At 73.3% G+C, this 21,895-nt stretch carries 18 protein-coding genes; 7 read left to right on the plus strand and 11 right to left on the minus strand.

Going from position 1 to position 21,895, the window contains the following annotated elements:
• Positions 1 to 31 precede the first annotated feature (31 nt).
• From ABT015_RS28705 to ABT015_RS28725, 5 genes are all read right to left on the minus strand, one after another.
• Positions 32 to 1,516 carry a cytochrome P450 family protein gene (locus ABT015_RS28705; protein WP_350884101.1) on the minus strand — a complete coding sequence of 495 codons (1,485 nt, stop codon included), beginning with the start codon at positions 1,514 to 1,516 and terminating at the stop codon, positions 32 to 34.
• Between the two features lie 109 nt (positions 1,517 to 1,625).
• A complete protein-coding gene (locus ABT015_RS28710; protein WP_350884103.1) occupies positions 1,626 to 2,243 on the minus strand; it encodes a GTP-binding protein in 618 nt (205 codons plus the stop codon).
• Positions 2,224 to 2,586 (minus strand): DUF742 domain-containing protein, encoded by a 363-nt coding sequence (locus tag ABT015_RS28715; RefSeq protein ID WP_063345928.1) that lies wholly within the window; start codon positions 2,584 to 2,586, stop codon positions 2,224 to 2,226. The genes ABT015_RS28710 and ABT015_RS28715 overlap by 20 nt, the downstream gene beginning before the upstream one ends.
• Before the next feature lie 132 nt (positions 2,587 to 2,718).
• Entirely contained in the window at positions 2,719 to 3,105 is a 387-nt protein-coding gene (locus tag ABT015_RS28720; protein WP_208869028.1) for a roadblock/LC7 domain-containing protein, read from the minus strand.
• 17 nt (positions 3,106 to 3,122) lie between these two features.
• Positions 3,123 to 4,754: an ATP-binding protein gene (locus ABT015_RS28725; protein ID WP_350884106.1), complete on the minus strand. Its 1,632-nt coding sequence runs from the start codon at positions 4,752 to 4,754 to the stop codon at positions 3,123 to 3,125.
• Positions 4,755 to 5,164: 410 nt separating this feature from the next.
• On the opposite strand from ABT015_RS28725, the gene ABT015_RS28730 reads away from it, so the two are divergent.
• The 5 genes from ABT015_RS28730 (at position 5,165) to ABT015_RS28750 (ending at position 10,826) form a co-directional block, all read left to right on the plus strand.
• Positions 5,165 to 5,860, plus strand: coding sequence for a Crp/Fnr family transcriptional regulator (locus tag ABT015_RS28730; RefSeq protein WP_350884108.1), 696 nt, complete (start codon positions 5,165 to 5,167; stop codon positions 5,858 to 5,860).
• A 163-nt stretch (positions 5,861 to 6,023) separates the two neighbouring features.
• Positions 6,024 to 7,037: a hypothetical protein gene (locus ABT015_RS28735; protein WP_350884110.1), complete on the plus strand. Its 1,014-nt coding sequence runs from the start codon at positions 6,024 to 6,026 to the stop codon at positions 7,035 to 7,037.
• Entirely contained in the window at positions 7,034 to 9,283 is a 2,250-nt protein-coding gene (locus ABT015_RS28740; protein WP_350884112.1) for a hypothetical protein, read from the plus strand. Before ABT015_RS28735 ends, ABT015_RS28740 begins: the two co-directional genes overlap by 4 nt.
• Positions 9,280 to 10,239 (plus strand): hypothetical protein, encoded by a 960-nt coding sequence (locus ABT015_RS28745; RefSeq protein ID WP_350884114.1) that lies wholly within the window; start codon positions 9,280 to 9,282, stop codon positions 10,237 to 10,239. Before ABT015_RS28740 ends, ABT015_RS28745 begins: the two co-directional genes overlap by 4 nt.
• Complete coding sequence (locus ABT015_RS28750) at positions 10,236 to 10,826, plus strand: Pycsar system effector family protein (protein WP_350884115.1); 591 nt, start codon at positions 10,236 to 10,238, stop codon at positions 10,824 to 10,826. The genes ABT015_RS28745 and ABT015_RS28750 overlap by 4 nt, the downstream gene beginning before the upstream one ends.
• A 166-nt stretch (positions 10,827 to 10,992) precedes the next feature.
• Here ABT015_RS28750 and ABT015_RS28755 read toward each other — a convergent pair whose 3' ends face one another.
• Positions 10,993 to 13,362, minus strand: a complete 2,370-nt coding sequence (locus ABT015_RS28755) for a DUF8508 domain-containing protein (protein ID WP_350884117.1) — start codon at positions 13,360 to 13,362, stop codon at positions 10,993 to 10,995.
• A gap of 304 nt (positions 13,363 to 13,666) precedes the next feature.
• Between ABT015_RS28755 and ABT015_RS28760 the strand changes: the two genes are divergently transcribed.
• A complete protein-coding gene (locus tag ABT015_RS28760; protein WP_350884119.1) occupies positions 13,667 to 15,118 on the plus strand; it encodes a WGR domain-containing protein in 1,452 nt (483 codons plus the stop codon).
• A 51-nt stretch (positions 15,119 to 15,169) separates the two neighbouring features.
• Here the strand turns inward: ABT015_RS28760 and ABT015_RS28765 are convergent, their stop codons facing one another.
• The 4 genes from ABT015_RS28765 to ABT015_RS28780 all read right to left on the minus strand — a co-directional run bounded on the left by ABT015_RS28765 (position 15,170) and on the right by ABT015_RS28780 (position 19,545).
• The gene (locus tag ABT015_RS28765; protein WP_350884121.1) at positions 15,170 to 16,177 is read right to left on the minus strand and encodes an NADP-dependent oxidoreductase; all 1,008 of its coding nucleotides are present in this window, start codon (positions 16,175 to 16,177) and stop codon (positions 15,170 to 15,172) included.
• Positions 16,178 to 16,293: 116 nt separating this feature from the next.
• Complete coding sequence (locus ABT015_RS28770) at positions 16,294 to 17,325, minus strand: LLM class flavin-dependent oxidoreductase (RefSeq protein WP_350884123.1); 1,032 nt, start codon at positions 17,323 to 17,325, stop codon at positions 16,294 to 16,296.
• Between the two features lie 210 nt (positions 17,326 to 17,535).
• Positions 17,536 to 17,925, minus strand: a complete 390-nt coding sequence (locus ABT015_RS28775; RefSeq protein WP_063345914.1) for an SCO5389 family protein — start codon at positions 17,923 to 17,925, stop codon at positions 17,536 to 17,538.
• Between the two features lie 81 nt (positions 17,926 to 18,006).
• A complete protein-coding gene (locus ABT015_RS28780) occupies positions 18,007 to 19,545 on the minus strand; it encodes an MFS transporter (protein WP_350884126.1) in 1,539 nt (512 codons plus the stop codon).
• A gap of 202 nt (positions 19,546 to 19,747) precedes the next feature.
• Between ABT015_RS28780 and ABT015_RS28785 the strand changes: the two genes are divergently transcribed.
• Complete coding sequence (locus ABT015_RS28785; protein WP_502897417.1) at positions 19,748 to 20,503, plus strand: class I SAM-dependent methyltransferase; 756 nt, start codon at positions 19,748 to 19,750, stop codon at positions 20,501 to 20,503.
• A 129-nt stretch (positions 20,504 to 20,632) separates the two neighbouring features.
• Here ABT015_RS28785 and ABT015_RS28790 read toward each other — a convergent pair whose 3' ends face one another.
• On the minus strand, positions 20,633 to 21,853 hold the full coding sequence (locus ABT015_RS28790; protein WP_350884130.1) for a hypothetical protein: 1,221 nt from the start codon (positions 21,851 to 21,853) through the stop codon (positions 20,633 to 20,635).
• Positions 21,854 to 21,895: the final 42 nt, after the last annotated feature.

Raw genomic sequence — 21,895 nt, forward strand, 5'->3', positions numbered from 1 at the left:
CCCCGCACCGACTGTCGTCAGAGGCGGGCCGTCAGCGCCGGAACAGGCCGGTCAACGTCCGCCACCAGCCGCGCCGTTGCGCCGGGATCCGTACGGCGGCCGGTGCCTCCGCCTCCTTCTCCGCCTCCTTCTCCGCTTTCTCCTCCACCGCCTCCGCTACCGCCGGCGTGGGTTCGGGAACGGTGACGGCCGCCGGGTCCGGGGCGTCGACCGGCTTGGAGTCGGGGTGCGGCTCGATCTCGCGCGGGGTGAACTCCACCGGCAGCTCCACCAGGTGCCGGGAGATCCAGGCGGAGGTCCAGGTCAGCTCCTCCTCCGGCACGGCGAGCCGAAGGTCCGGCAGGAGGGTCAGCAGGATGTCGATCCCGGCCTCGGCGACGGAGCGCCCGATGTCCTGGCCGGGGCACTCGTGCGGGCCGGCGCCGAAGGAGAGGTGGGAGCGGTTGCCGTACAGCGGGGTGGCCAGGTCGGGTCGGACGACCGGGTCGACGTTGCCGGCCGCGAGTCCGAGCAGCAGCAGGTCGCCGGCCCTGATCTGCTGCCCGCCCAGCTCGGTGTCGACGGTCGCCCAGCGGCCGGCCACCAGCGACATCGGCGGGGAGTCCCACAGCACCTGGTCCAGCGCCTCGCCCAGGGTCATCTGACCGCCGGACAGGTGGGCGCGGAACCGGGGGTCGGTGAGCACCATCTTCAGGGTGTCCGCGATCAGGTTGACGGTGGTCTCGTTCGCGGCGAGCAGCACCACCCGCAGGTGCTCCATCACCTCGTCGTCGGTCAGCCCGGCCGGGTGCTCCATCAGCCAGGTGACCAGGTCGCCGCCAGGGTCCTCGCGCTTGGCGGCCATCGTCCGGCGGAGGCTCGCCACCACGTACTCGTTGCTGGCGATGGCCGTCTCGGTGCCCTTCATGAGATCCCGGGCGGCGTTCACCAGCTGCGGTCCGTACTCGTCGGGCATGCCGAGCAACTGGGTCATGACGAGCATCGGCAGGTGCTCGGCGAACTGGGTGACCAGCTCGGCCCGGCCGGTCTGCCCGACCACCTGGACCAGCTCGGTGGTGAACCGCCGGACGTGGCGGCGCACGCCGCGCCGGTCGAAGCGGTTCAGACCGTCCAGCACGGCGCCGCGCAGCCGCCGGTGCTCCTCGCCGTCCGCGAACACGCACAGCGGCTGCCAGGCGATCACCGGCATCAGCGGGGAGTCCATCGGGACTTCGCCGTCGCGGAACGCCGACCAGAGGCGGGAGTCGCGGGAGAACAGGGACGGCGAGCGCATCGCGGTGATGTTCGCGCCGTGGCCGAGGATCAGCCAGGCCGGGAGGTCCCCGTGCAGCAGGACCGGGGCCACCTCGCCGTGTTCGGCGCGCAGCTTCTCGTACAGGCCCGCCGGGTCGGCCTCGGCCTCCGGCCCGTACAGGCGCCGGACGCCGCCGGGGCCGAACGGTTCGAGGGCGTGCCCGTGGGCCGGGCAGCCGGGCGGCGGGGTGGGGGCGGCGTCGTCGGGGAACGGGGTGCTCACGGGCTCTCCGGGGTCGGGTGGGGTCGGTGAGGCGGACGAGGGGTTCGGGCGGTCGGATGACGGGGCGCGCGGGCGGGCGCGCACGAGTGGCCGGTCAGCGGGCGGTCGGTCAGCGGGCGGTCGGGGCCGCGAGCTCGTACAGGTACCGCATCAGGGTCATCAGGGTGTCCCGGCTGGACTCGCGGCTGCGCGCGTCGCAGGCCACGATCGGCACCTCGGGCGGCAGGTCGAGGGCGGCTCGCAGCTCGTCGACCGGGTGCGCCGGAGCCTCCGGGAAGTCGTTGACGGCCACCACGAAGGGCACGCCGCGGTCCTCCAGCCGCCCGATCACCTCGAAGCTGACCTCCAGCCGGCGGGTGTCCACCAGCACCACCGCGCCCAGGGCGCCCTCGAACAGGCCGTTCCAGAGGAACCAGAACCTCTCCTGCCCGGGGGTGCCGAACACGTACAGCACGAGCCGGTCGCTGATGCTGATCCGGCCGAAGTCCATCGCCACCGTGGTGGAGGTCTTGCGTTCGACCCCGGTGGGGTCGTCCACGCCGACCCCGGCCTGGGTCATGGTCTCCTCGGTGGTCAGCGGGCGGATCTCGCTGACCGAGCCGACCAGCGTCGTCTTGCCGACGCCGAAGCCGCCCACGATCACCACCTTGACCGCCATCGCGACGGAGTCCGGCAGCAGGTCCGAGGCGGCCGGTCCGACCACCGTGTCAGAGCCTTTGAAGTCCATGGATCACCGCCTCCAACAGGGCACGGTCGGGAAGTTCCGCCTTGGGGACGGCGGCGCGGGCCTCGATCCGCCCGTCGTCGAGCAGGTCCGCCAGCAGCACGGTGACGACGCTGGTGGGCAGTTCGAGGTAGGCGGAGACCTCCGCCACCGAGAGCGGCGAGCGGCACAGCCGCAGGATGGCCGCGTGCTCGGGCTGCATGGTGGGCGTCGGCTCCGCGCGGGAGACGATCAGGGTGACCAGGTCGAAGACGCCCGGTCCGGCCGGGCCGCTGCGGCCTCGGGTGATCACGTACAGGCGGGCGGGGTCGGGGCCGTCCCACCCGTCCTGGTCGGCCGTCGTCATGTGCCCGCCTCGCTGTGCTCGTTCATGTGCCCGCTCCGCGATGCCGGGTCAGGCGGTCGCGGTCCAGGTTCCTGTCGCGGTCCCTGCCGCGGTCGGGACCGGGTCCGGGACCGGGCCGGCGCTCCGGCCGGTTCACGCGACCACCTCGGGGTTGCGCGGGGGAGTGGCCAGGTGCTCGCCGATCCGGGCGACCAGGTCGCGCATCTGCTGGCCCACCAGTCCGGCGTCGACCCCCTCGTCGGCGAGCACCGCGAGGTACGCGCGGGAGGCGGCCGCCATCAGGTAGAAGAAGCCGCCGTCCACCTCGATCACCACCAGCCGCATCGAGCCGTCGCCGTGCGGGAACTCCTGCCCCACCGCCGCGGCCAGGCTCTGCAGCCCGGCGCACGCGGCGGCGAGCCGGTCGGCGGTGTCCGGATCGGTGCCGTGCTGGGCGATCCGGAGGCCGTCGCCGGAGAGTACGACGATGTGGCGGATGTACGGCACGCTGTCCGCGAGGTCCTTGAGGATCCAGTCCATGTTGCTGCGGTGCGGAATCACTGCTCGCCTTTCCCTGCCGTCTCTTCATTGGTCTGACCGGCCGAACTCGCGGCCGGCCCATGGCCGTTGATCCCCTCGGTGAACGCTTCCAGCCAGAGGCCGGGCTGTACCGGCTCCTTGGCGTGACGCCCTCCCGTCCCCGGGGCGGGGCCCGCGGCGGGCCCCGAGGCCGGGTTGCCGTACTGTCCGGCGGTCCGGCCCGATCCGGGGTAGCCCGCCCGGGGGGTGGGCGGGCGCCGCCGCCGCTGCGGCAGGCCGTTCGCGGCGCGCTCGGTGACCACCACCTCGTCGTCCCCCGGGCCGGGCCCGCTCGGCGCCCACGGACCGGAAGCCCCGAAGGACGATCCGACGGACGGCCCCGTCATGCCGGTCGTCGCCGTCCGCGCCCCCCACGGCCGCGACGGAGCGGCCGACTTCGGGGGGTTCGCCGGGAGCGGCCGGGGGCCGGAGAACGCGCCGATCCCGTGCGCCCGCCCGGTCGGGGGCGCGGTGGTGACCAACTCCTGCGGCACCACCAGCACGACCCGGACGCCGCCGTAGGCGGAGCGGCGCAGCGAGATCTGGAAGCCGTACGCCTGGCACAGCCGGCCGACCACCGCGAAGCCCAGCCGGGGCGACTCGGTGAGGTCGTCCAGGTCCTTGGAGACCTGGGCCTCGCGCAGGCTGCGCTCGGCGCGGATCCGGGCCTCGTCGGTCAGGCCGAGGCCGCCGTCCTCGATCTCGATCGCTATGCCGCTCTGCACCTCGGCGGCGCTCAGGTGCACATGGGTGTGCGGCGGCGAGTAGCGGGTGGCGTTGTCGAGCAGTTCGGAGACGGCGTGGATCAGCGGCTCGACGGCCGGTCCGATCACCGACACCTGGGCCACCGGGTGCAGGTCCACCCGCTGGTACTCCAGGATGCGCGACATGCCGCCGCGCAGCACGCTGTAGAGCGCCACCGGCCTGGTCCACTGGCGGCCGGGGCGGGCGCCGGACAGGACGGCGATGCTGTCGGCGAGGCGGCCGGTCAGCGCGTTGCCGTGGTCCAGGCGCAGCAGGTCGTCGAAGACCGCCGGGTCGTTTCCGTGCCGGTCCTCCATCTCGCGCAGGTCCTTGGCCTGCCGGTGGATGATCGCCTGCACCCGGCGGGCGATGTTGACGAAGGCCCGCTCGGCGGAGTCGCGCCGGTTCACCTCGTCGTCGACGGCGACGATGATCCCGCGCACCACCGACTCCAGCGCGCCCCGGAACTTCGGCGCGGCCAGCGGATCGCGCACCTGGTACGACCGGGCCAGGCTGTCCATCGACGCGCCGTAGCGGACCCGGGCCACCAGCCTCGGCAGTTCCTCCTTGGCCAGCCGCACCGCCTCGGCCTCCTGGCCGGCCAGCCGCCGCTGCAACTCGCCGACCTGCCGGGCGTGCTGCTCCCGCAACGCGGCCAGCGCACGCCCCCGGCGGGCCGACTCGGCCGCCACCACGGCCACCAGCACGGTGCCCGTCGCCCCGCACCAGAGCACCTCCGCACGGACCCCGGCGGACACCACCGCCGCTGCGGCCGCCACGGCCGCCGCCATCACGGCGGTGGGCAGCAGCCACCCGAGCAGGGGCGCGGACGGCCGCCTGGCGGGCGATGATCCAGCTCGAAGCATTCTCGGCATCCTCAAACGATCGGAACAGTACGGGGACGGGCGACGGCCGGCGCCGGAGGCATGGTGATGCAGCATAGCCAAGTTCAGGACAATCCTGACGGAAGTTCAAGAATCCAGCTGTACAGCCGACTTGTCCTGCCGTGCCGGACATGCCGGACATCTCGCACGCCAGTCTCAGCCCCGGCCGGCCGCCGTCCCGCCACCAGGCTTCTCGCCCCGCCCCGCGCGCGCCGCCAACCCGCCCCGGATTCGCTCATGCGAAGGGTTTCTTCGCCAATTCCCCGTTCCGAAACACGAGTTCGTGCTACGGCACGCCCCTGCGCCGGCCCCGGACGGACGGCCCAAGGGAAATTCCGGCGGGAGACCGGATCCGTCTGCGCACCCGCCGTCGCGCCTCCTAAGGTCGGCGCATGAACGATCACGGCCGAACGGCGGACCCCCTGGGCCAGACCCTGTGCCGACTCATGGGTGAAGAGACCTGGAAGAGCATGCTGGCGGAGGCCTTCGAGCGCCGGCATCCGATCGGCGCCACCCTGCTGCGCCAGGCGGAGCCCGGAACGCATGTGCTCGCCCTGCTGAGCGGGGTGGCGAAGGTGACCCGACGGGAGCGCGCCGGGGACGTCAGACTGCTGGCGTTCCGCGGCCCCGGCGAACTGCTCGGCGAGGTCGCCGTGTTGGACGACGGCGTCCGTTCGGCGAGCGTCCAGGCGATCTCGGACTGCACGGTCGCGGTCCTCACCAAGGCCGCTTTCCTGCGGTTCGTCACGGACCGGGACCTGTTCCCGGTGATGGTCCGCTACGCCATGGGCAGGCTCCGGGAGTCGGACCTCGCCCGCAGCGGCGGCGACATCGCGGCCCGGCTGGCGGCCGCCCTGGCCGCGCTGGCCGACGTCTCCGCGGGCCCGGAAGGCCCGGCGGGGCCGCCGGGGCGGCGCACAGAACTCGCCCTGACCCGCGACGAACTGGCCCAGCACCTCGGGGTGTCCCGGAACACCGTCACCGCGGGTCTGGCCGAACTCGGCTCCCACCAGGTTCACGCCGGACGGAAGTCCATCGTCATCGGCGACCTGTCCGCCCTCCGGCGGGCGGCCCGCGGGGCGCCGTGACTGACGCGGCGCCGGCCCGCTCGGAGGGAGGCCCGCGCGACTGATGACACGTCAGTTCGTGTGACGGGCGTCACCGGGTTTCCGCACTGAGCGAGCACACCGCACGGCGCGCGCTCGCGAAGCTTGGGGCACACGGTCCGCACGGGAACCACAAGGAGCACAGATGTCGCAGTCCGACCAGCCGATGCCCGAGGCCAGCGCCCTGCCCTACAGCCGGAGCCGCCGACTGCCGCCGTACCGGGGCATCGTGGCCGTCGACGCCAAGGACTTCACCGGCTACCCGGCCATCGAGCACGGCATGATCAGCCAGGCCGTCCCGAAGGTCCTCCAGTGGTCCTTCGAGCGCGCCGGACTCGCCGAGGTCTGGCACGGACGCCGGTTCCCCGCCTCCACCGGCGACGGCTACGTCTTCGGCTTCGACCCGGCCTGGATGCCGTTCCTGATCCACCCGTGGCTGCACACCCTCCAGGAGGTGCTGACCGAGTTCAACGTGCACTCGGTCGGGACGGTACGGATCCGGCTGCGGGTCAGCCTCCACATCGGTCCGCTGCCCGACTCCGGCGGCGAGTTCGACGGCAACGGCACGCCCCGCAACGACACCCACCGCCTGCTCGACTCCCGCCCGGTGAAGGCCATGCTGGCCGCCTCCAACGAGAGCATCACCCAGGTCGCCGCCATCCTGTCCGACCGCTGCTACGACGACGCGGTGGCGGGTGGATTCACCGGCCGCCACCCCGACCACTTCATCGAGGTGCCGGCCACCGTCGAGGGCAAGCGGTTCGACCAGCGGGCCTGGCTGTACGTGCCCGCGCCCTCGGGGAACCTCTACGACCGCCGCATCCTGGGCGACGCCGTGGTCGCGGAGCACGAGCGGGCGCAGGCCGCGGCGGTGGAGCCGGCGGCCGGGCAGGCGGACGGCGGCCGGACGGGAGGCGGGCCTGTGAGCTACCAGGCCGACCGCGGAAACATCAACAACGGTACGGTGCACGGTAGCCAGCACGTCACCAACGTGGAGGGTGACCAGCAGGTCACCAAGGTGCGCGGCGACTACGCCGGGCGCGACCTCGTGCGCGGCGACTCCTTCGGGGGCGACTACGTGGCGGGCCACAAGGCCGGTGCGGTCCACGGCAACCAGGGCGACACCTTCCACGGCGACAAGAAGGACCGCCGCCGGTGAGCGCCGAGGACCAGTCCGCCGTCGACGGCGCATCCGGCGGCGGCCCGTCCGGCGACCGCCCCGGCGACCCGGCGCCCGACCGGGACGAGACCGCCTCCGGACATCCGGACCCGGACGACGCCGACGACTTCGCCGACCCCGACGACTTCGCCGACCCCGACCGGGAGTTCCTCAGCCGGCTCGGCCGCTGGGCGGCCCCCGGTGGGCCGCAGGTCATCTACGCGCCGAACGGCAACATCAACACCGGCGCGGTGCACGGGGGCCAGCGCGTCGAGAACACCGGCGCGACGTCCGCCCCGGGCGGCCCGCACGTGGAGGCGCACGAAGGCCCGATCTCCGCACTGGAGATCCTGGACGCGCGGGCCGGCTTCGCCCAGCCCGAGTGGTTCCCGTCGGCACTGGAGGAGTTGGACACCGGCCTGCTGTTCCTGGCGGGCGAGCCCGGCACCGGGCGCCGCACCGCGGCCCTCAACCTGCTGTCCCGGCACAGCGGGCACAGCATGAGGCTGCGCGCGCTCGACAGCGACGAGGACCTGTCCACCTGGCGCCCCCGCGACACCGAGGCCCGCGGGTACCTGGTGCACGGCCTGCTGCCCACCCTCCGGCTCGGCCCGGCGGTGGTCGCCAACCTCCGCCGCCTGCTGGCGGACGCGAAGGCGCGCATGGTGGTCATGCTGCCGCACGACCCGGACCTGCTCCGCCGCCTCGCCCGCGACCTGGACCTCACCCCGGTGCGCTGCGTGCCCCCGCCGCCCGGCGCGGTCTTCGAAACCCGTCTGAAGGCCGCGGTCCCCGACCCCGACCGGCGCCGGCACCTGCTGGAGCGGCTGCGGCCGGGGCTGGACGACCTCCTGGCGTCGGAACTGGTCCCCGCCCAGGTCGCCGAACTGGTCGCCGAGGTGGCCAGGGCCGGCGACGAGGGCCCCGACCTCTCCGATCTCCGCAGACGGCTCAGCTTCCTCGCCGAGAAGGAGGTTCCCGACCTGTTGAAGAAGCTGCACGACGACCCGGACGGACTCGCGTTCCTGCTGGCGACCAGCGTCTTCGAAGGACTCGACCACCGGATCGTCCGGGACGAGGCCGACCGGCTGCTCAAGCTGGCCGACGGCCGTCTCGATGCCGTCCTGCCGACGGGCGGTGACGACGGCCGGAGCGGTGCGGTGAGCCGGGAGGCCCCTCGCCCGAACCCGCGCTTCGTCTTCCGGCGGTCGCTGGACGAACTCCTGGCGACCGTCCGGGCCGAGTGCGCGCCCGGCGAGATCCGCGCGACCTCCCGCTACACCTACACGGTGGAACCGGTGCGCTTCACCCGGCACCGCCAGGCCGAGACGGTGCTGCGGCACGTCTGGCGGCAGTACGGCGAGCTGTCCGGGCTGCTGACCGAGTGGATGGACGCCGTCCCGGGTACGGACCCCGAACTGGCCGCGCCCCTGGGCCGGGTGATGGGACTGGCCGCAGGCTGGGGCGGCGGCCGGCGCGCCCTGCGCGACATCGTCAAGCTGGCCCGGTCCGACCGTCAGCGCAGCCGCCGCACCGCCGCGTTCGCGCTGGGCATCGCGGCGCAGGACCCGGTGCTGGCCGGAGAGGTCAAGTACCGCCTGAGGAACTGGAGCCACGAGGTCGGCTGGCAGGTGCGGTCCACGGTCGCCTACGCCTGCGGCGAGGAGTTCGGGACGTCGCGCCCGGAGCTCGCGCTGTCGTTGCTGCGGGGGTGCTACCGGGGGCGGGAGGAGGACGAGAGGGCGGTCGCCACAGCCGTCGACGCGGCGTTGTGGGAGCTCTTCGCCTCAGGTAACCAGCCGGTCGTCCTGCGCGAATTGATGGACTGGACGGACCGCCCGGGGCGCGGGGCCGAACTCGCGCTCCGGACCTTCCCCCGGCTGCTGTGGGACCGCGCCTGGTTCCAGGCCCAGTTGATCACCGTCGGCGAGTTCACCGACACCGTGATCACCTTCATCCGGCTCTCGCTCAACGACGACGACCTCTTCGGCGAGACCCGCAGCGCACTGCTCTCCTGGTGCGCCTCGGCGGTCTGGAACGAACCGCTGCGCGCCGCCGTGGAAACGCTGCTGACCGCGCTCGCCCAGGAGATGAGCCTCGGTGAAATGCGCCTGTTCGTCGAGATCGACGCTGACGACAACCCCGACCTGGCCGGACGGCACATCGCCCAGCACGCCCTGGACGCCTGGCGCCGGGGCGAACCGCGGCCGTACCGTCCCGCCCCCGCCGATGGAGGAGCCCGATGACCGCCGACAGCGACCCGCCCGTCTACGCCCGCGCCACCCAGGCGCCGTGGCGGGAGATCCTGCGCCACCGCTGGTCCGGGCGGCGCGACCGCGCGCTCGTCCTGCTGGACCGGGACGGGCTCTACCACCAGGTGGGGCACCGCCGCCGCGCCCGCGCCGACGAGGACCCGGACCTGGAGGGCCCGGTGGCCGTCCGGGCCGGCCTGCGCGGATTCGACGAGGCGTACCTGGTCGAGTTGGACGAGCGGTCCGGGACCCGGGCGGTCGGCCTGTCGACCCCGTACGGCACGAAGTCGGTGGACGTCCACGTCCTGTGGTGGGTGCACGACGCCGTGAACGCCGTGCGGGCGCGGACCGTGCGGGGCTGGTTGCCGGTCCGCAAGGACCTCGAACAGCGTCTGCGTCAGCTCAAGGAGCAGTTCGCCACCGCCGGGCACGGGCTGACCGAGGCCGAGCTGATGCACTACCTCGCGACGCCCCACCTCCTGCCGCACTGCGGCCTCGGCTACCGCGTCACGGACGTGTCCGCCCGGGAGCACGACGCCGAACTGCGGCTCGGGGAGCCGGACGGGGCCGATGTGCCCTACAACTGGATGGACAAGAGCGAGGACGAGTACGCGTTCTGCCGCCGGGCCGTTCAGGAGGGCCCGGTGTCGCTCGCGGCGCTCTGGCTGGCCAGACATCCGGACCAGGTCCGGGAGGTCCTGGACTGGGCGGTCGGCCATGCCGAACTGCTCCGGGGTGAGACCACCTGGCAGGACCAACTGGCGCTGATGCTGGGCAAGTTGAGCGAGCAGGAGCGGCAGGAGCTGTCCCGGATGCTGCGCGACCGCCTCATCGCGCTCGGACGGCGGGTGCCCGGCCCCGGGCCGCAGGGCGCCGGGCCGGAGTTCGTCAAGATCCGCTCGCAGGCCAACGGCTGGGCGGGCGGCGTGGCGAACGGGAGCCCGGTGTGACCGCCGCCGGCATACCCGGCGGCCGGGCGCCGACCGCACCGGACGCCGCTTCTACCGCCGCACCGGACGCCGCCCCGAGCCCGTCGGCGGTGGCGGCGATCGAGCGCCTGGTGACCGCCAACAGCATGGAGCTCACCCGGGCCGACGCCAAGGCCGCCGTGTTCCTGGCGTTCACCGGCGCGGTCCTCGGGGTGTTCATCCCGCTGGGCGGGGGTGGGGGTGGGGGTGGGAGCGGCGGCGGATCCGGGCCCCGGGCCTGGGCGGTGCCGTTCCTGTGGTGGAGCGCGGTGGCGAGCGCGCTGCTGGCCGTCGCCTGCTTCGTGGCCGCCCTCGTCCCCCGGTACCGGAAGGGCGAGCGGCAGGCTCCGACCAGCCCGGCCTACTTCGGGCACATCGCGCCGGGTGCGGGGGTGGAGCGGCTGCGCCGCGCCTTCGAATGCGGGGGCCGTGATCCGGTGGGGGCGCTGTTGTCCTCGCTGGCCGGGACCAGCGCGATCATCCGGGCGAAGTACCGCTGGATCGAGGTCGGAACCGCGGTGCTGCTCCTCGCACTGCCCCAGTTCGCGCTGACCCTGAGGCCGGTCTGAGGCGCGGTCCCGTCCACGGTCCGCCCCAGGGCTCCTGGGGCGGGCGGCCGTCAGGATTCGACGAGGCCCTGCGCGCCCTGCTGGCCGCCGTGGCCGGAGGCTGGACGGCGAACGCGGTGCCGGCCTCCCCGTCCGGGGGAGGCCGGCACCGCGCCGGTGTCGTGCGTCAGGGCAGCGGGATCCGCACGATCTGCGGGTCGTGGTCGCTCAGCTGGGTGCTGAACTCGCTGTTGATGTGCACGACGTCGTAGCTGTACGGCTTCGCCGCCAGCGCGCCGGAGATGAGGATGTGGTCCAGCACCTGGGAGTTGCCCTCGTACACGTAGGTGTAGCGCTCGGGCAGCGGCAGGGTGCGCGGCAGGTCGGTCAGCGAGCCGCCGGCGGTGAGGATGTCGGCGGTCTGCGAGAACTCGAAGTCGTTGAGGTCGCCGAGCACGATGACCGCCGCGTTCGGGTCCACCGCCAGGATCTGGTCGGTGAAGTTCTTCACCACCGTCGCCTGGTTGTGGCGCTGGGTCTCGGACGGGTGCGCGGGCGGCTGGTAGCGGCCGAACAGGGGCTGGTCGCCGCCCTTGGAGTTGAAGTGGTTGGCGATCACGAAGACCGGCTTGCCGTTCCAGCGGAACTCACCGGCGAGCGGCTTGCGGCTGGAGTTGAACGCCGTGTTGGTCGGGTCGATCCGGCCGGGGGAGTAGGCGAGTTGGGGTGTGCCGCCGTTGTTGACGACCGAGTCGGCGGTGGTGGAGCCGGCGCCGGGGCGGTCGGTGAAGCTCAGGCCGCGGTCGGTGCGGAACAGGAACACCTGGCGGATGTTGCCGCCGGGCTGGCCGCCGTCCTGGCCGTCCACCGGGTTGATCTGGCGGTAGGAGTAGGCCGGGCCGCCGGCCGCCGAGATGGCGGCGGTGAGCTTGGCGAGGGTCTGGTCGGGGGCGGTGGTGCCGTCGTCGGTGGGGCCGCTGTTGTCCTGGATCTCCTCCAGGGCGACGAGGTCGGGCGAGCGCAGGTTGGTGACGATGCCCGCCGCGAGGCCGTCGAACTTGCTCTGCGGGTCGGCGGGGGAGAGGTTCTCCACGTTGAAGGTGGCGGCGGCGAGCTGGCCGGCCGTCGGGGCGGCGGTGACCTCGGCGGCGAGGTTGCCGGAGGTGACCGCCGGGGTCGCGGTGACCTGGAGCTTGAAGTTGCCGAAGGAGTAGTCGAGCACGCCGACGGTCGCGCCGGTCAGGGTGTCGCCGACGTTGGCGGTCGGGGTCGGCGCGAGCGTGTTCGCCAGGGTCACCCGCTCCGGGTTGCCGTCGTTCGCCTGGAGCAGGATGCCGCCCCGGTTGGTGCGAGTGGTGCTGCCCTGGGGCACGACGGGGAGGTCGCCGTACTTGTTGCTGGGGCCGACCACGGCCGCGTCGTCGATCTCGACCCGCATGCCCTCCAGCGAGGCCCAGAAGTCCAGGCCGTCGGTGGCGGGTTGGTAGTTTCCGGCGGTCTCGACGTCCCCGCCGGCGACGCTGGAGATCACCGCCGCGGGGGGCACCCGCCCGCCGGGGCCGACCAGGGTGGGCGCGGGCAGCGGCGCGTTGTGGGCGAGCACCGTGACGCTGGGCGCGGTGAGTTCGGTGATCGACAGGTTGGTGGTGCCGCCGCTGCCGCCGGGGCGGTACTGGCTGACGGTGGCGCTCACCGTGACGGAGTCGCCGACCGCGACGGTGGGGGCGCCGGCGGTGTAGACGTAGACGCCCTCGCTGGTGCCGGGGTCGTTGTCGGGCTGCGGGTCCTGGTACCAGAAGCCGTTGGGCCCGACGGCGGTGACCACGCCGGGCACCGCGCTCACGGCGCTGCCGGCCAGCGGGGAGGTGCGGGCCGCGCCCTGGATGTCGTGGATCCGGGCGCCGGTGGTGGTGCCGCCGCCGGTGGAGGCGGAGTTGCGCGGCGTCGGGGCGCCGATGGTGAAGTCCGCCGCGTTGTTGTCGGTGTCGGTGGCGCCGCCGCCGACGCGCAGGGCGGCGGTGGAGTTGGACAGGTTGCCGGTCGGCGAGCCCTCGGCGGAGCTGGCGCTCGATCCGTAGCCGACCAGGTCCTTCACCCCGGGCTGCGTCGCGCAGCCCGAACCGCAGGTCAGCGCGGTGCCGTTGGTGACCAGCGCGACCTTGCCGGAGGTCGCGGCCAGGTTGAGGGTCCCGGTGGCGTCCGGCGTCGGCAGCGCCGCGCCCGTTCCGGCCCCGGCGGCCTCCTGCACCAGGAGGAAACGCCCGGGCGCGATGGTGCCGGACAGCGTCGTCCGGCCCCAGGACGTGCCGCCCGCCGAGGCGTACTGCACCGTCCAGCCGGTGACGGACACCGGCGCGGTGCCGCGGTTGTACAGCTCGATGAAGTCGTTGGCGTACGGGGCACCGGAGTTGCCGCCCCCGCCGTACACCTGGCTGATCACCACGTCGGGTGACGCCGCCTGGGCGACGCCGCCGGGCAGCGCCAGCAGCGCCCCCACCACGGCTGCGGTGGACGCCCCCGCTATCGCTCTGCGCCGGACTCGCTGGGTACTCCGCATGAGCTTCCTCCTGACGGCCGCTCGGGCTGGTGGCCCGGCGGTCTGAACACGGACAAGAAAGTTCGGGCGCTGCGGTTCTAGCAACGCCACCCGATCCCTACCGTGCGCGGCGGGCGACGACCAGATGTACGGCGGAAGAATGGTTCGTGAGGCGACAAGTGGGAGGCGAGGTTCCGGGAGGGCCCCGTGGGGCGTGCTGTCAGTGCCGCGCCTTAGGTTGGGTGTTGTCGGTGAGCGGGGCCGCGAACAGGCCCCGCCTCGCCACCCGTCTCCGTTGCCCGAAAACCCGAAAGGGGACTTCGTCGTGTCCGTCGCCGTGGAAGAGCAGGTCACCTACCTCGAACTGTCCGAGGAGGAGGGGAGCGCGCACAAGTTCTACGAGGTGCGGCTCGCCGGCAGTACGGTGACGGTCCGCTACGGGCGGATCGGCGAGGAGGGGCAGGCCAAGTCGACCAGCTTCCCGAGCGCCGAGAAGGCCGCCGCGTCGGCGGCCAAGAAGATCGGCGAGAAGGTCCGCAAGGGCTACGCGCCGGCCGTCCAGGGCGTGCGCCAGCGCCGGGCGGTGACCAGGCGGCAGCTCGTCAGCACCCGTTCGACGGCGAACCAGGCGCCGCTGCTGTGGCGGTTCCGCTCCGGCTCGCCGGCCTTCGGCGTCTTCGTCGGCGAGGAGCACGCCTGGGTCGGCAACGAGCGCGGCGACGTCTACACCCTCACCCACGACGGCGAGGTCACCGCCCGGTTCGGCCTGCCGGACGGCGTCAAGTGCATCGTCGCCGACGACTGGTGGATCTACGCGGGCTGCGACGACGGCAAGGTGTACGACCTGGGCGGCAAGGTCCCCCGGGTGGCGTACGAGATAGCCGAGGACGTGGACATCTTCTGGCTCGACATCCACGACGGCGTCCTCGGCGTCGCCGACGAACGCGGCGGGCTGACCACCGTCGACCACGAGGACGAGTTCCAGTGGCGCCGTAAGGCCGAGGGCCGCTCCGGCTGGATGGTGCGCTGCGACGCGGACGGCGTCTACCACGGCCACTCGCGCGGCGTCGCCCGCTACGCGGCGCGCGGCGGCGACCAGCTGTGGCACACCGCGACGAAGGGCGAGGTGCTGTTCGGCTGGCAGGAGGCCGACGAGGTGTTCGCCGGCACCGGGCGCGGCTGGGTGCACCGGCTGCGCAAGTCCGACGGCTCCGAGGTCGCCGCGTACCGCTGCGACGCCGCCGTGTTCTCCTGCGCGGCCTCCCCGGACGGCGAGTACGTCTTCGCCGGGGACAACCACTCCTCGGTGTACTGCTTCGCCGCCGACGGCACCCGGCTGTGGAAGCTCGCCACCGGCTGCGGCTCGGCGTACAGCATGCAGTACCGGGACGGCCGGCTCTACCTGGTGACCACCGACGGCTCCCTCGCCTGCCTGGACGCGAGCGAGCAGGCCGTCCGGGCGGCCGAGGGCGGCACCCTGCCGGCCACCGCCGAGGTGCGCGACGCCGGCTGGGAGGCGGTGCGGCCGGGCACGGCCCTGGAGACGGTGGTCGTCGGCACCGGCGGCCTGCCCGGCGGCGGGATCGAGGTCGAGTGCGTGCAGGACGGCGCCCGGCTGCGGGTGCGGGTGGTGTCGGCGGGCTTCGACCAGGGCCGGCGGGTGCAGTTCCCGAAGGACATCCGGGTCGCCGGGGCGCGGTACCTGGTCGCCGAGGTGCGGGAGTCCGCCTCGGGCGGCTTCTACCGGGCACGCGGCGAGATCAAGCGCCTGCTCTGAGCGCTCCCGGTGCGGCGGCGGACGTCCCGTCGCCGCCGCACCGGGCCGGGATCAGCTCAGCCGCAGCACCAGCTTGCCGGTGTTCTCCCCGCGGAAGAGCATCCCGAGGACCGCCGGGAAGTCGTCCACCGTCCCCTCCACCACGTGCTCCTTGACCTTGATCCGGCCGTCCGCGATCCAGCCCGCGAGCTCCCGGGCCGCCTCCGGGTAGCGGCGCGCGTAGTCGAACACCACGAAGCCCTCCATCCGGGCCCGCCGCACCAGCAGTGACAGGTAGTTGGACGGGCCCTGGACGGCGGTCTCGTTGTTGTACTGGCTGATCGCCCCGCAGAGCACCACCCGGGCGTGCATCGCGAGCCGGGTGAGCGCGGCGTCCAGGACGTCCCCGCCGACGTTGTCGAAGTACACGTCGATGCCGTCGGGCGCGTGGTCGCGCAGCGCCTTGCGGACGTCCTCGGAGCGGTAGTCGATCGCCGCGTCGAAACCCAGTTCCCCGGTGAGCAGCGCGCACTTCTCGGGGCCGCCCGCGATGCCGACCACCCGGCAGCCCTTGATCCTGGCGATCTGCCCGACCAGGCTGCCGACGGCCCCGGCGGCGCCCGAGACCACCACGGTCTCGCCCTCCTTGAGCGCCCCGACGTCCAGCAGCCCGAAGTAGGCGGTCATCCCGGGCATGCCGAGCGCGCCGAGGTACGTCGACAGCGGCGCGAGCGCGGGGTCGACCTTCAGCGCGCCCTTGCCGTCCGAGACCACGTACTCCTGGACGCCGAAGCTGCCGACCAGGTGGTCGCCGACACGGAACTTCGGGTGGTCGGACTCGACGACCTCGACCACGGAGCCGGCCCGCATCACCTCGCCCAGCCCGACCGGCGGCAGGTAGGACGGCCGGTCGTCCAGCCACCCGCGCATCGCCGGGTCCAGCGACACGTACCGCGTCCGCCCCACGAACTGCCCCGGCCCGGGCGCCCCCACCGGCTCCGACCCGTGTGCCCAGTCCTCCGCCCGCACCTCCCCGACCGGCCGACGGGCGAGGCGGATCTGACGGTTGGTCGCGGTCATGACGTCTCCTGGGGGCGTGCGGGCCTGCACTGGACGCCCGAGTCTAAGCAAGCGCTTAGTCATCTGGCCAGTGCCCGCCCGGCGCGCCGACGTCGGCCGTCCGACCGGTCGCCGGGTCAGCCGCGCCCGGTCGAGGGCCGCCAGCCGAGGGCGGGGCCGAGGCGGGTGGCGAGGTCGGTGAGGATCTGCACGTAGTCCTGGTGGTCGAAGGTGAAGGGCAGGGCGAAGGCGACCTCGTCGACCTCCTGGTAGCCGGCGTGGGCGCGCAGCCGCTCGGCGATCTCCTCGGACGGGCCGACCAGGTCGGGCGCGAACACCATCCGGGCCGGGCCCTGCGGGGCGAGGGTGCGGGGGGTGCGGGCGAGGGCGTACGCCTGGTACTTGGCGCGCTGTTCGGGGCCGGCGCTGTCGGTGGGGATGACGACGAGGCCCTGGGAGACGCGGGCGCGCTCGCCGTCGGGGTGCTGGGCGCGGAAGGCGCGGATCTGGGTGCGCTGGATCTCGGCGAAGTCCTCGGACTCCCCCTCGGTCTTGACGATGCTGCTGGTGAGCAGGTTGAGCCCGTGCTCGCCGGCCCAGCGGGCGGAGCGCAGGCTGCCGGCGCCGTACCAGAGCCGGGAGGCGAGGCCGGGGGAGTGCGGCTGGACCCGGCGGGAGTACACCTCGATGCCCTCGGTGCCGGCGAAGTCGGAGGCGGGTTCGCCGCGGACGAGGCGGAGGAGGCGCTCGGCGCGGCCGGTCCCGAAGTCCTCGTGCTCGCCGGTGTCGGGGTGGAGCGCGCCGCGGACCCGGTCGTAGTGGGTGGGCGGGCCGACGCTGAAGCCCGGGTTGAGGCGGCCGCCGGACAGGACGTCGACGGTGGCGAGGTCCTCGGCGAGGCGCAGCGGGTTCTCCCAGCCGAGCGGGGTGACGGCGGTGCCGAGGTGGATGCGGCTGGTGCGCTGGGAGGCGGCGGCGAGGACGGCGACGGGGGAGGAGATCCCGTACTGGAGGTGGCGGTGGCGCAGCCAGGCGCTGTCGAAGCCGAGCTGCTCGCCGAGGGTGATGAGGTCGAGGGTGGACTCGTGGCCCCGGCGCGGGTCGGCCTCGTCGAACAGTCCGATGGTCAGGAAGCCGAGTTTCCGCAGCGGTCGTGGGGTCGGCGACATGGTGGGTGGCTCCGGGTGGTGTGAGGCGGCCCCGGGAGGGCCGGGCGGGCGGTGCCCGTCGAACGTACGCAGGCGGCTCGCGTCCCCACAAGATCGGCGCGGGATCGGACATCCGCGCGCAACACGGCGCAATCCCGCCTCAACACCGACCCGGTACGGGGCGCGGCGGGCCCCCTCCCCCGACGGGGGCCCGCCGCGCCTCCGGGAGGGTCAGCAGCTGCGCAGCTCCGGGCTCTGGTTGCGGATCTGGTTGTGCAGCGAGGTGAACTCGCGGTAGGCGTCGCCGTCCTCGGTGCCGGGGCGGAAGGCGCCGACGCGGTGGCAGTTGACGAAGGCGAGCTTGACGCCGAAGTGGTCCTCCAGGCTGCCGCGGATGGCGTTGCTGGCGAGCGCGCGCAGCAGCTGGGCGCGCTCCTCGTCGGTGGGCGTGGTGTTGTCGGTGGTGAACTCGTCCTCGGTGGCGCTGAGTTCGGTGCTGAGCCCGGCGACGACCTGGTAGGCGTAGGGGAGGGAGGCGCGGACGGTGTCGAGGAAGTCGGCCTGGTTGACCCGGCCGTGCTCGGCCTGGGCGAGGAGGGCGGGGGAGACGTCGAGCGACATGGGTGTCCTCTTTCGCGGAGTCTGGTTATCGAAGATGAAAACCATTGCAAGATGGACTGTCGGCGATGCCCGGACGCCCTGTCAAGTGACGTCCCCCGAAGGGCTGACGGGCGGCGCCTCCCGGTCGGCCCTGATGACGAACAGGGCGATCAGCGCCGCGAGCACGGCGAAGGCCAGGCCCATGTCGAACGCCCTGGAGATGCCGTGCACCAGCACCTCGGAGGAGTACGGCGCCGGCAGCTTCCCGGTGGCCCGGAACTGGGCCGCCTGCTGCGGGGTGGCCTGCCGCAGGAACGCGCCGACCTGCCGGCCGGCCTCGTTGCGACTGGCCGTGCCGTAGACCGTGACCAGGATCGACAGCCCCAGCGAGCCGCCGACCTGCTGGGTGGTGTTGAGCATGCCGGTGGCCGCACCGGTCTCGTGCGGGGCGACCCGGGAGACCACCGTCAGCGTGGCCGGGACGAAGATCGAGCCCATCCCGAGGCCGAACAGCAGGGTCGGGCCGAGGACCCCGGTCAGGTAGCCGCTGTGGGCGTCGAGCCGGGTGGCCCAGAACGCCCCGCCCGCCACCAGCAGCGAGCCCACCACCAGGAACGGCCTGCGCCCGTACCGCAGCTGGTTGCGGGCGGCGAACTGGGCGGCGACGACGCTCGCGGCGCTGATCGGCAGGAAGGCGAAGCCGGCCCGCAGCGGGCTGAGCCCGAGGACGTCCTGCACGAACAGGGTCATGAAGAAGAAGATGCTGAACATGGTCGCGGCCACGCAGAGCAGCAGCCCGTAGGCGCCGGAGCGGTTGCGGTCGCGGAACAGGTGCAGCGGGGTGATCGGCTGCGGCGCCCGCCGCTCGTGGAACAGGAAGGCCGCCAGCAGCAGCGCGGCGAGGCCGAACGAGGTGAGCGTCACGGAGTCGGTCCAGCCGTGGTCGGAGGCCCGGATGAAGCCGAAGACCAGCGAGACCATGCCCGCGGTGGCGGCGAACGCGCCGGTCAGGTCGAAGCGTCCGGGGTGCCGCTCGGACTCGTTGATGTAGAGCGGCGCCAGCAGCGCGATCGCGATGCCGATCGGCACGTTGACGAACAGCACCCACCGCCAGGACAGCCAGGAGGTCAGGATCCCGCCGGCGAGCAGGCCGACGGCGCCGCCCGCCCCGGCGACGGCCGAGTACACGCCGAAGGCGCGGTTGCGGGCCGGGCCCTCCGGGAAGTTGGTCGCGATCAGGGCGAGCGCGGTCGGCGAGGCGATCGCCGCGCCCAGGCCCTGGAGTGCGCGCGCGGCCAGCAGCCAGCCGGAGGACTGCGCGACGCCGCCGAGCAGTGAGGCGAGGCTGAAGATCAGGACCCCGGCGACGAACACGCGTCGGCGCCCGAGGATGTCGCCCATCCGCCCGCCCAGCAGCAGGAGCCCGCCGAAGGTGAGGGTGTAGGCGTTGACGACCCAGGACAGGTCGGTGGTGTTGAACCTCAGCGCCTGCTGGATGTGCGGCAGGGCGATGTTCACGATCGTGACGTCGAGGACCACCATGAGCTGCGTGGCCGCGATGACGGTGAGGGCTGTCCCCGGGTGCTGGCCGCGGCGTGCGGGTGCGGGCGGCGCCGGGGCCAGGGCGCGCGAGGTGACCATGGCAGGTCCCCCAATGGCTCGGGAGCGAACGACGGTGAGGGGCGGGTCCGTCCACTGACACCGGCAGTATCCCCGAGGTGTAGGGAACACAATCGTTCATTACCGACAACCGGCTGATTCCGGACCCGTACCACTCCTCCGGGCGCGGTGCGGCGGGGGAGAACCCGGGCGCGGCCCGCCGCGGCGTGTCAGGATGCTCGGCATGTCTGCTCGCGCACTGAGCTTCGGCGCGATCGCCGAAGCCTACGAACGTTTCCGGCCGGGGTACCCCGACGAACTCTTCGGCACGGTGGCGGCGTACGCGGGCCGGCCGGTGCGGACGGCCCTGGAGATCGGTGCGGGCACCGGCAAGGCGACCCGGCTGTTCGCCGGGCACGGGGTCGACGTCACGGCGACGGAGCCCGACGCGGCCATGCTCGCCGAACTGCGCAGAACGGCGCCCCCGAACGTGCGGACCGTCCGGGCCGCGTTCGAGGACCTGCGGCCGGGCGGGACGTACGGGCTGGTCTACGCGGCGGCGGCCCTGCACTGGACGCGCCCGGAGGGCCGGTGGTCGCGGGTGGCCGCGCTGCTGGAGCCGGGCGGCGTGTTCGCCAACTTCGGCGGGCCGTTCCGGCTGGCCGACCCGGCCGTCGAGGAAGCCGTGCGGGCGGCCCGGGCGCCGTTCCTGGAGAGCGACGACGTCCCGTCTCCGGACGGGACCGCTCCCGAGGAGGAACTGCAGTGGCCGGGCACGGAGTTGGAGCGGTCCCGGCTGTTCCGTGACGTCCGGCAGTCCGTCATCCGGCGGCGCTTGCGCGTGAGCGCCCCGTACTACCTCGGTCACCTGTCGACCGTCTCGGCGTACCTCCAACTGCCGCCTCCGGAGCGGCGGGAGGCCTTCGAGGCGATCACGCGGGTGCTGCCCGAGACGGTCGAGGTCGCGGCCGACCTGACCGTCCATCTCGCGCGCCGGTGATCCGGGCGGTCGGGGCGCCGACTCGCGCGCCGGTGATCCGGGCGGTCGGGGCTCCGACTGCGGCGTCGAACAGCGGCGCCCGGCCCGCCGCTGTCGCGGCCGGCCGGGCGCCGTGGGGGAGGGGCGGGATCAGCCCTCCTGGGCGAGGCTCTTCATGTCCTCGTAGCCCATGCCGAGCTTGCTGAACACCTCCTGCTGCGCCGGCGGCAGGCCGAGGGCCTTCAACTCCTCGGACTGGGCGGGGGTCAGGGGCTTGCCGGGGGTGAGCGCCGGGGTGGTCGGGGCGGGGCCGCCCTTGTTCCCGCTGGTGGCGCCGGAGGCGATGAGGGTGATCATCGCGCTCTGGATGTCGTCGCTGGTCAGCGCGGTGGCGCCGGCGGGGGCCTCGACGGTCGGGGCGTTCTGGTTGAAGGCGAGCTTCACCGGGAAGTTGACGCCCGGTCCGGCCTTCGCCTCCAGCTGGGCGAGGTCGAAGGTGGCGGCGGAGAGCTTGCCGTCCTTCAGGTAGAGGTCGACGCCGACCTTGTCCTCGCGCACGGTGCTCGGGACGGAGGTGGGGAGCTTCCCGAACTGCTCGGGGAGCTTGGTGGCCAGCGGCTTGAGGGCCTTCAGCAGCTCGTCGGCCAGCTGGCGGCCCGGGGCGCTCATCCAGATGTGCTCGGCGCCGTCCTTCTTGCCCTTGTCCTCGAAGGTGACGGTGCGGGACAGCACGTCCTTGAGGGAGTTGGTCAGCTGCTTGGCGGACTCCGGGTCCAGCGAGGGCTGTGCGCTCGGGGTGGCCTTGGCGCCGTCGAACTTCTTGGCGTCGTCGGCGAGCTTCTGCAGGTCGAAGGAGACCCACTTGCCGGCCAGCACGTCCTTGATCGGCTTCAGTTCGGCGGGCATGCCGCTGCTGATGGCGTCGACCTCTGAAGGGTCCTCGCCGAGCAGCTTCACCAGGGCCTTGGCGTCGGCCCGCAGGAACGCCTTGGCGTCGACCTGGCGGTACTCCAGCAGCGCGGTGCCCTTCCGGTCGGAGAGCACGTAGGACAGGCGCACCGACTTGTCGAGCGTCAGGTCCTTGTCGGCACTGTTGCTTTGCGTGTTCTTGAAGGTGTCGAGGTCCTTCAGCGGCTTGTCGGCGGATATCGCGACGGAGAAGTTCAGCCCGGACACGGCGTCGGCGGTCTTCGGGTCGACCTTGTCGCCGGTGGCCGCGCCGAAGGCGGTGATCTGTTCGGGGGTGGCGTCCACGGAGAACGTGAGGCCGGCGGCCTTGCCCTCGCCGACCTTGGTGAAGGCCTTGGACACCTTCTGCGCGGCGGACAGCTGCTCGACGGTGCCGCAGGCGGCCAGGCCGGCGGCGAGCACGGATGCGGTGACGGCGACGGGAACGGTTCCGCGTGCGGCCCG

Origin of the sequence: Kitasatospora sp. NPDC094016, from assembly GCF_040304045.1 — a bacterium.
Lineage (GTDB): Bacteria > Actinomycetota > Actinomycetes > Streptomycetales > Streptomycetaceae > Kitasatospora.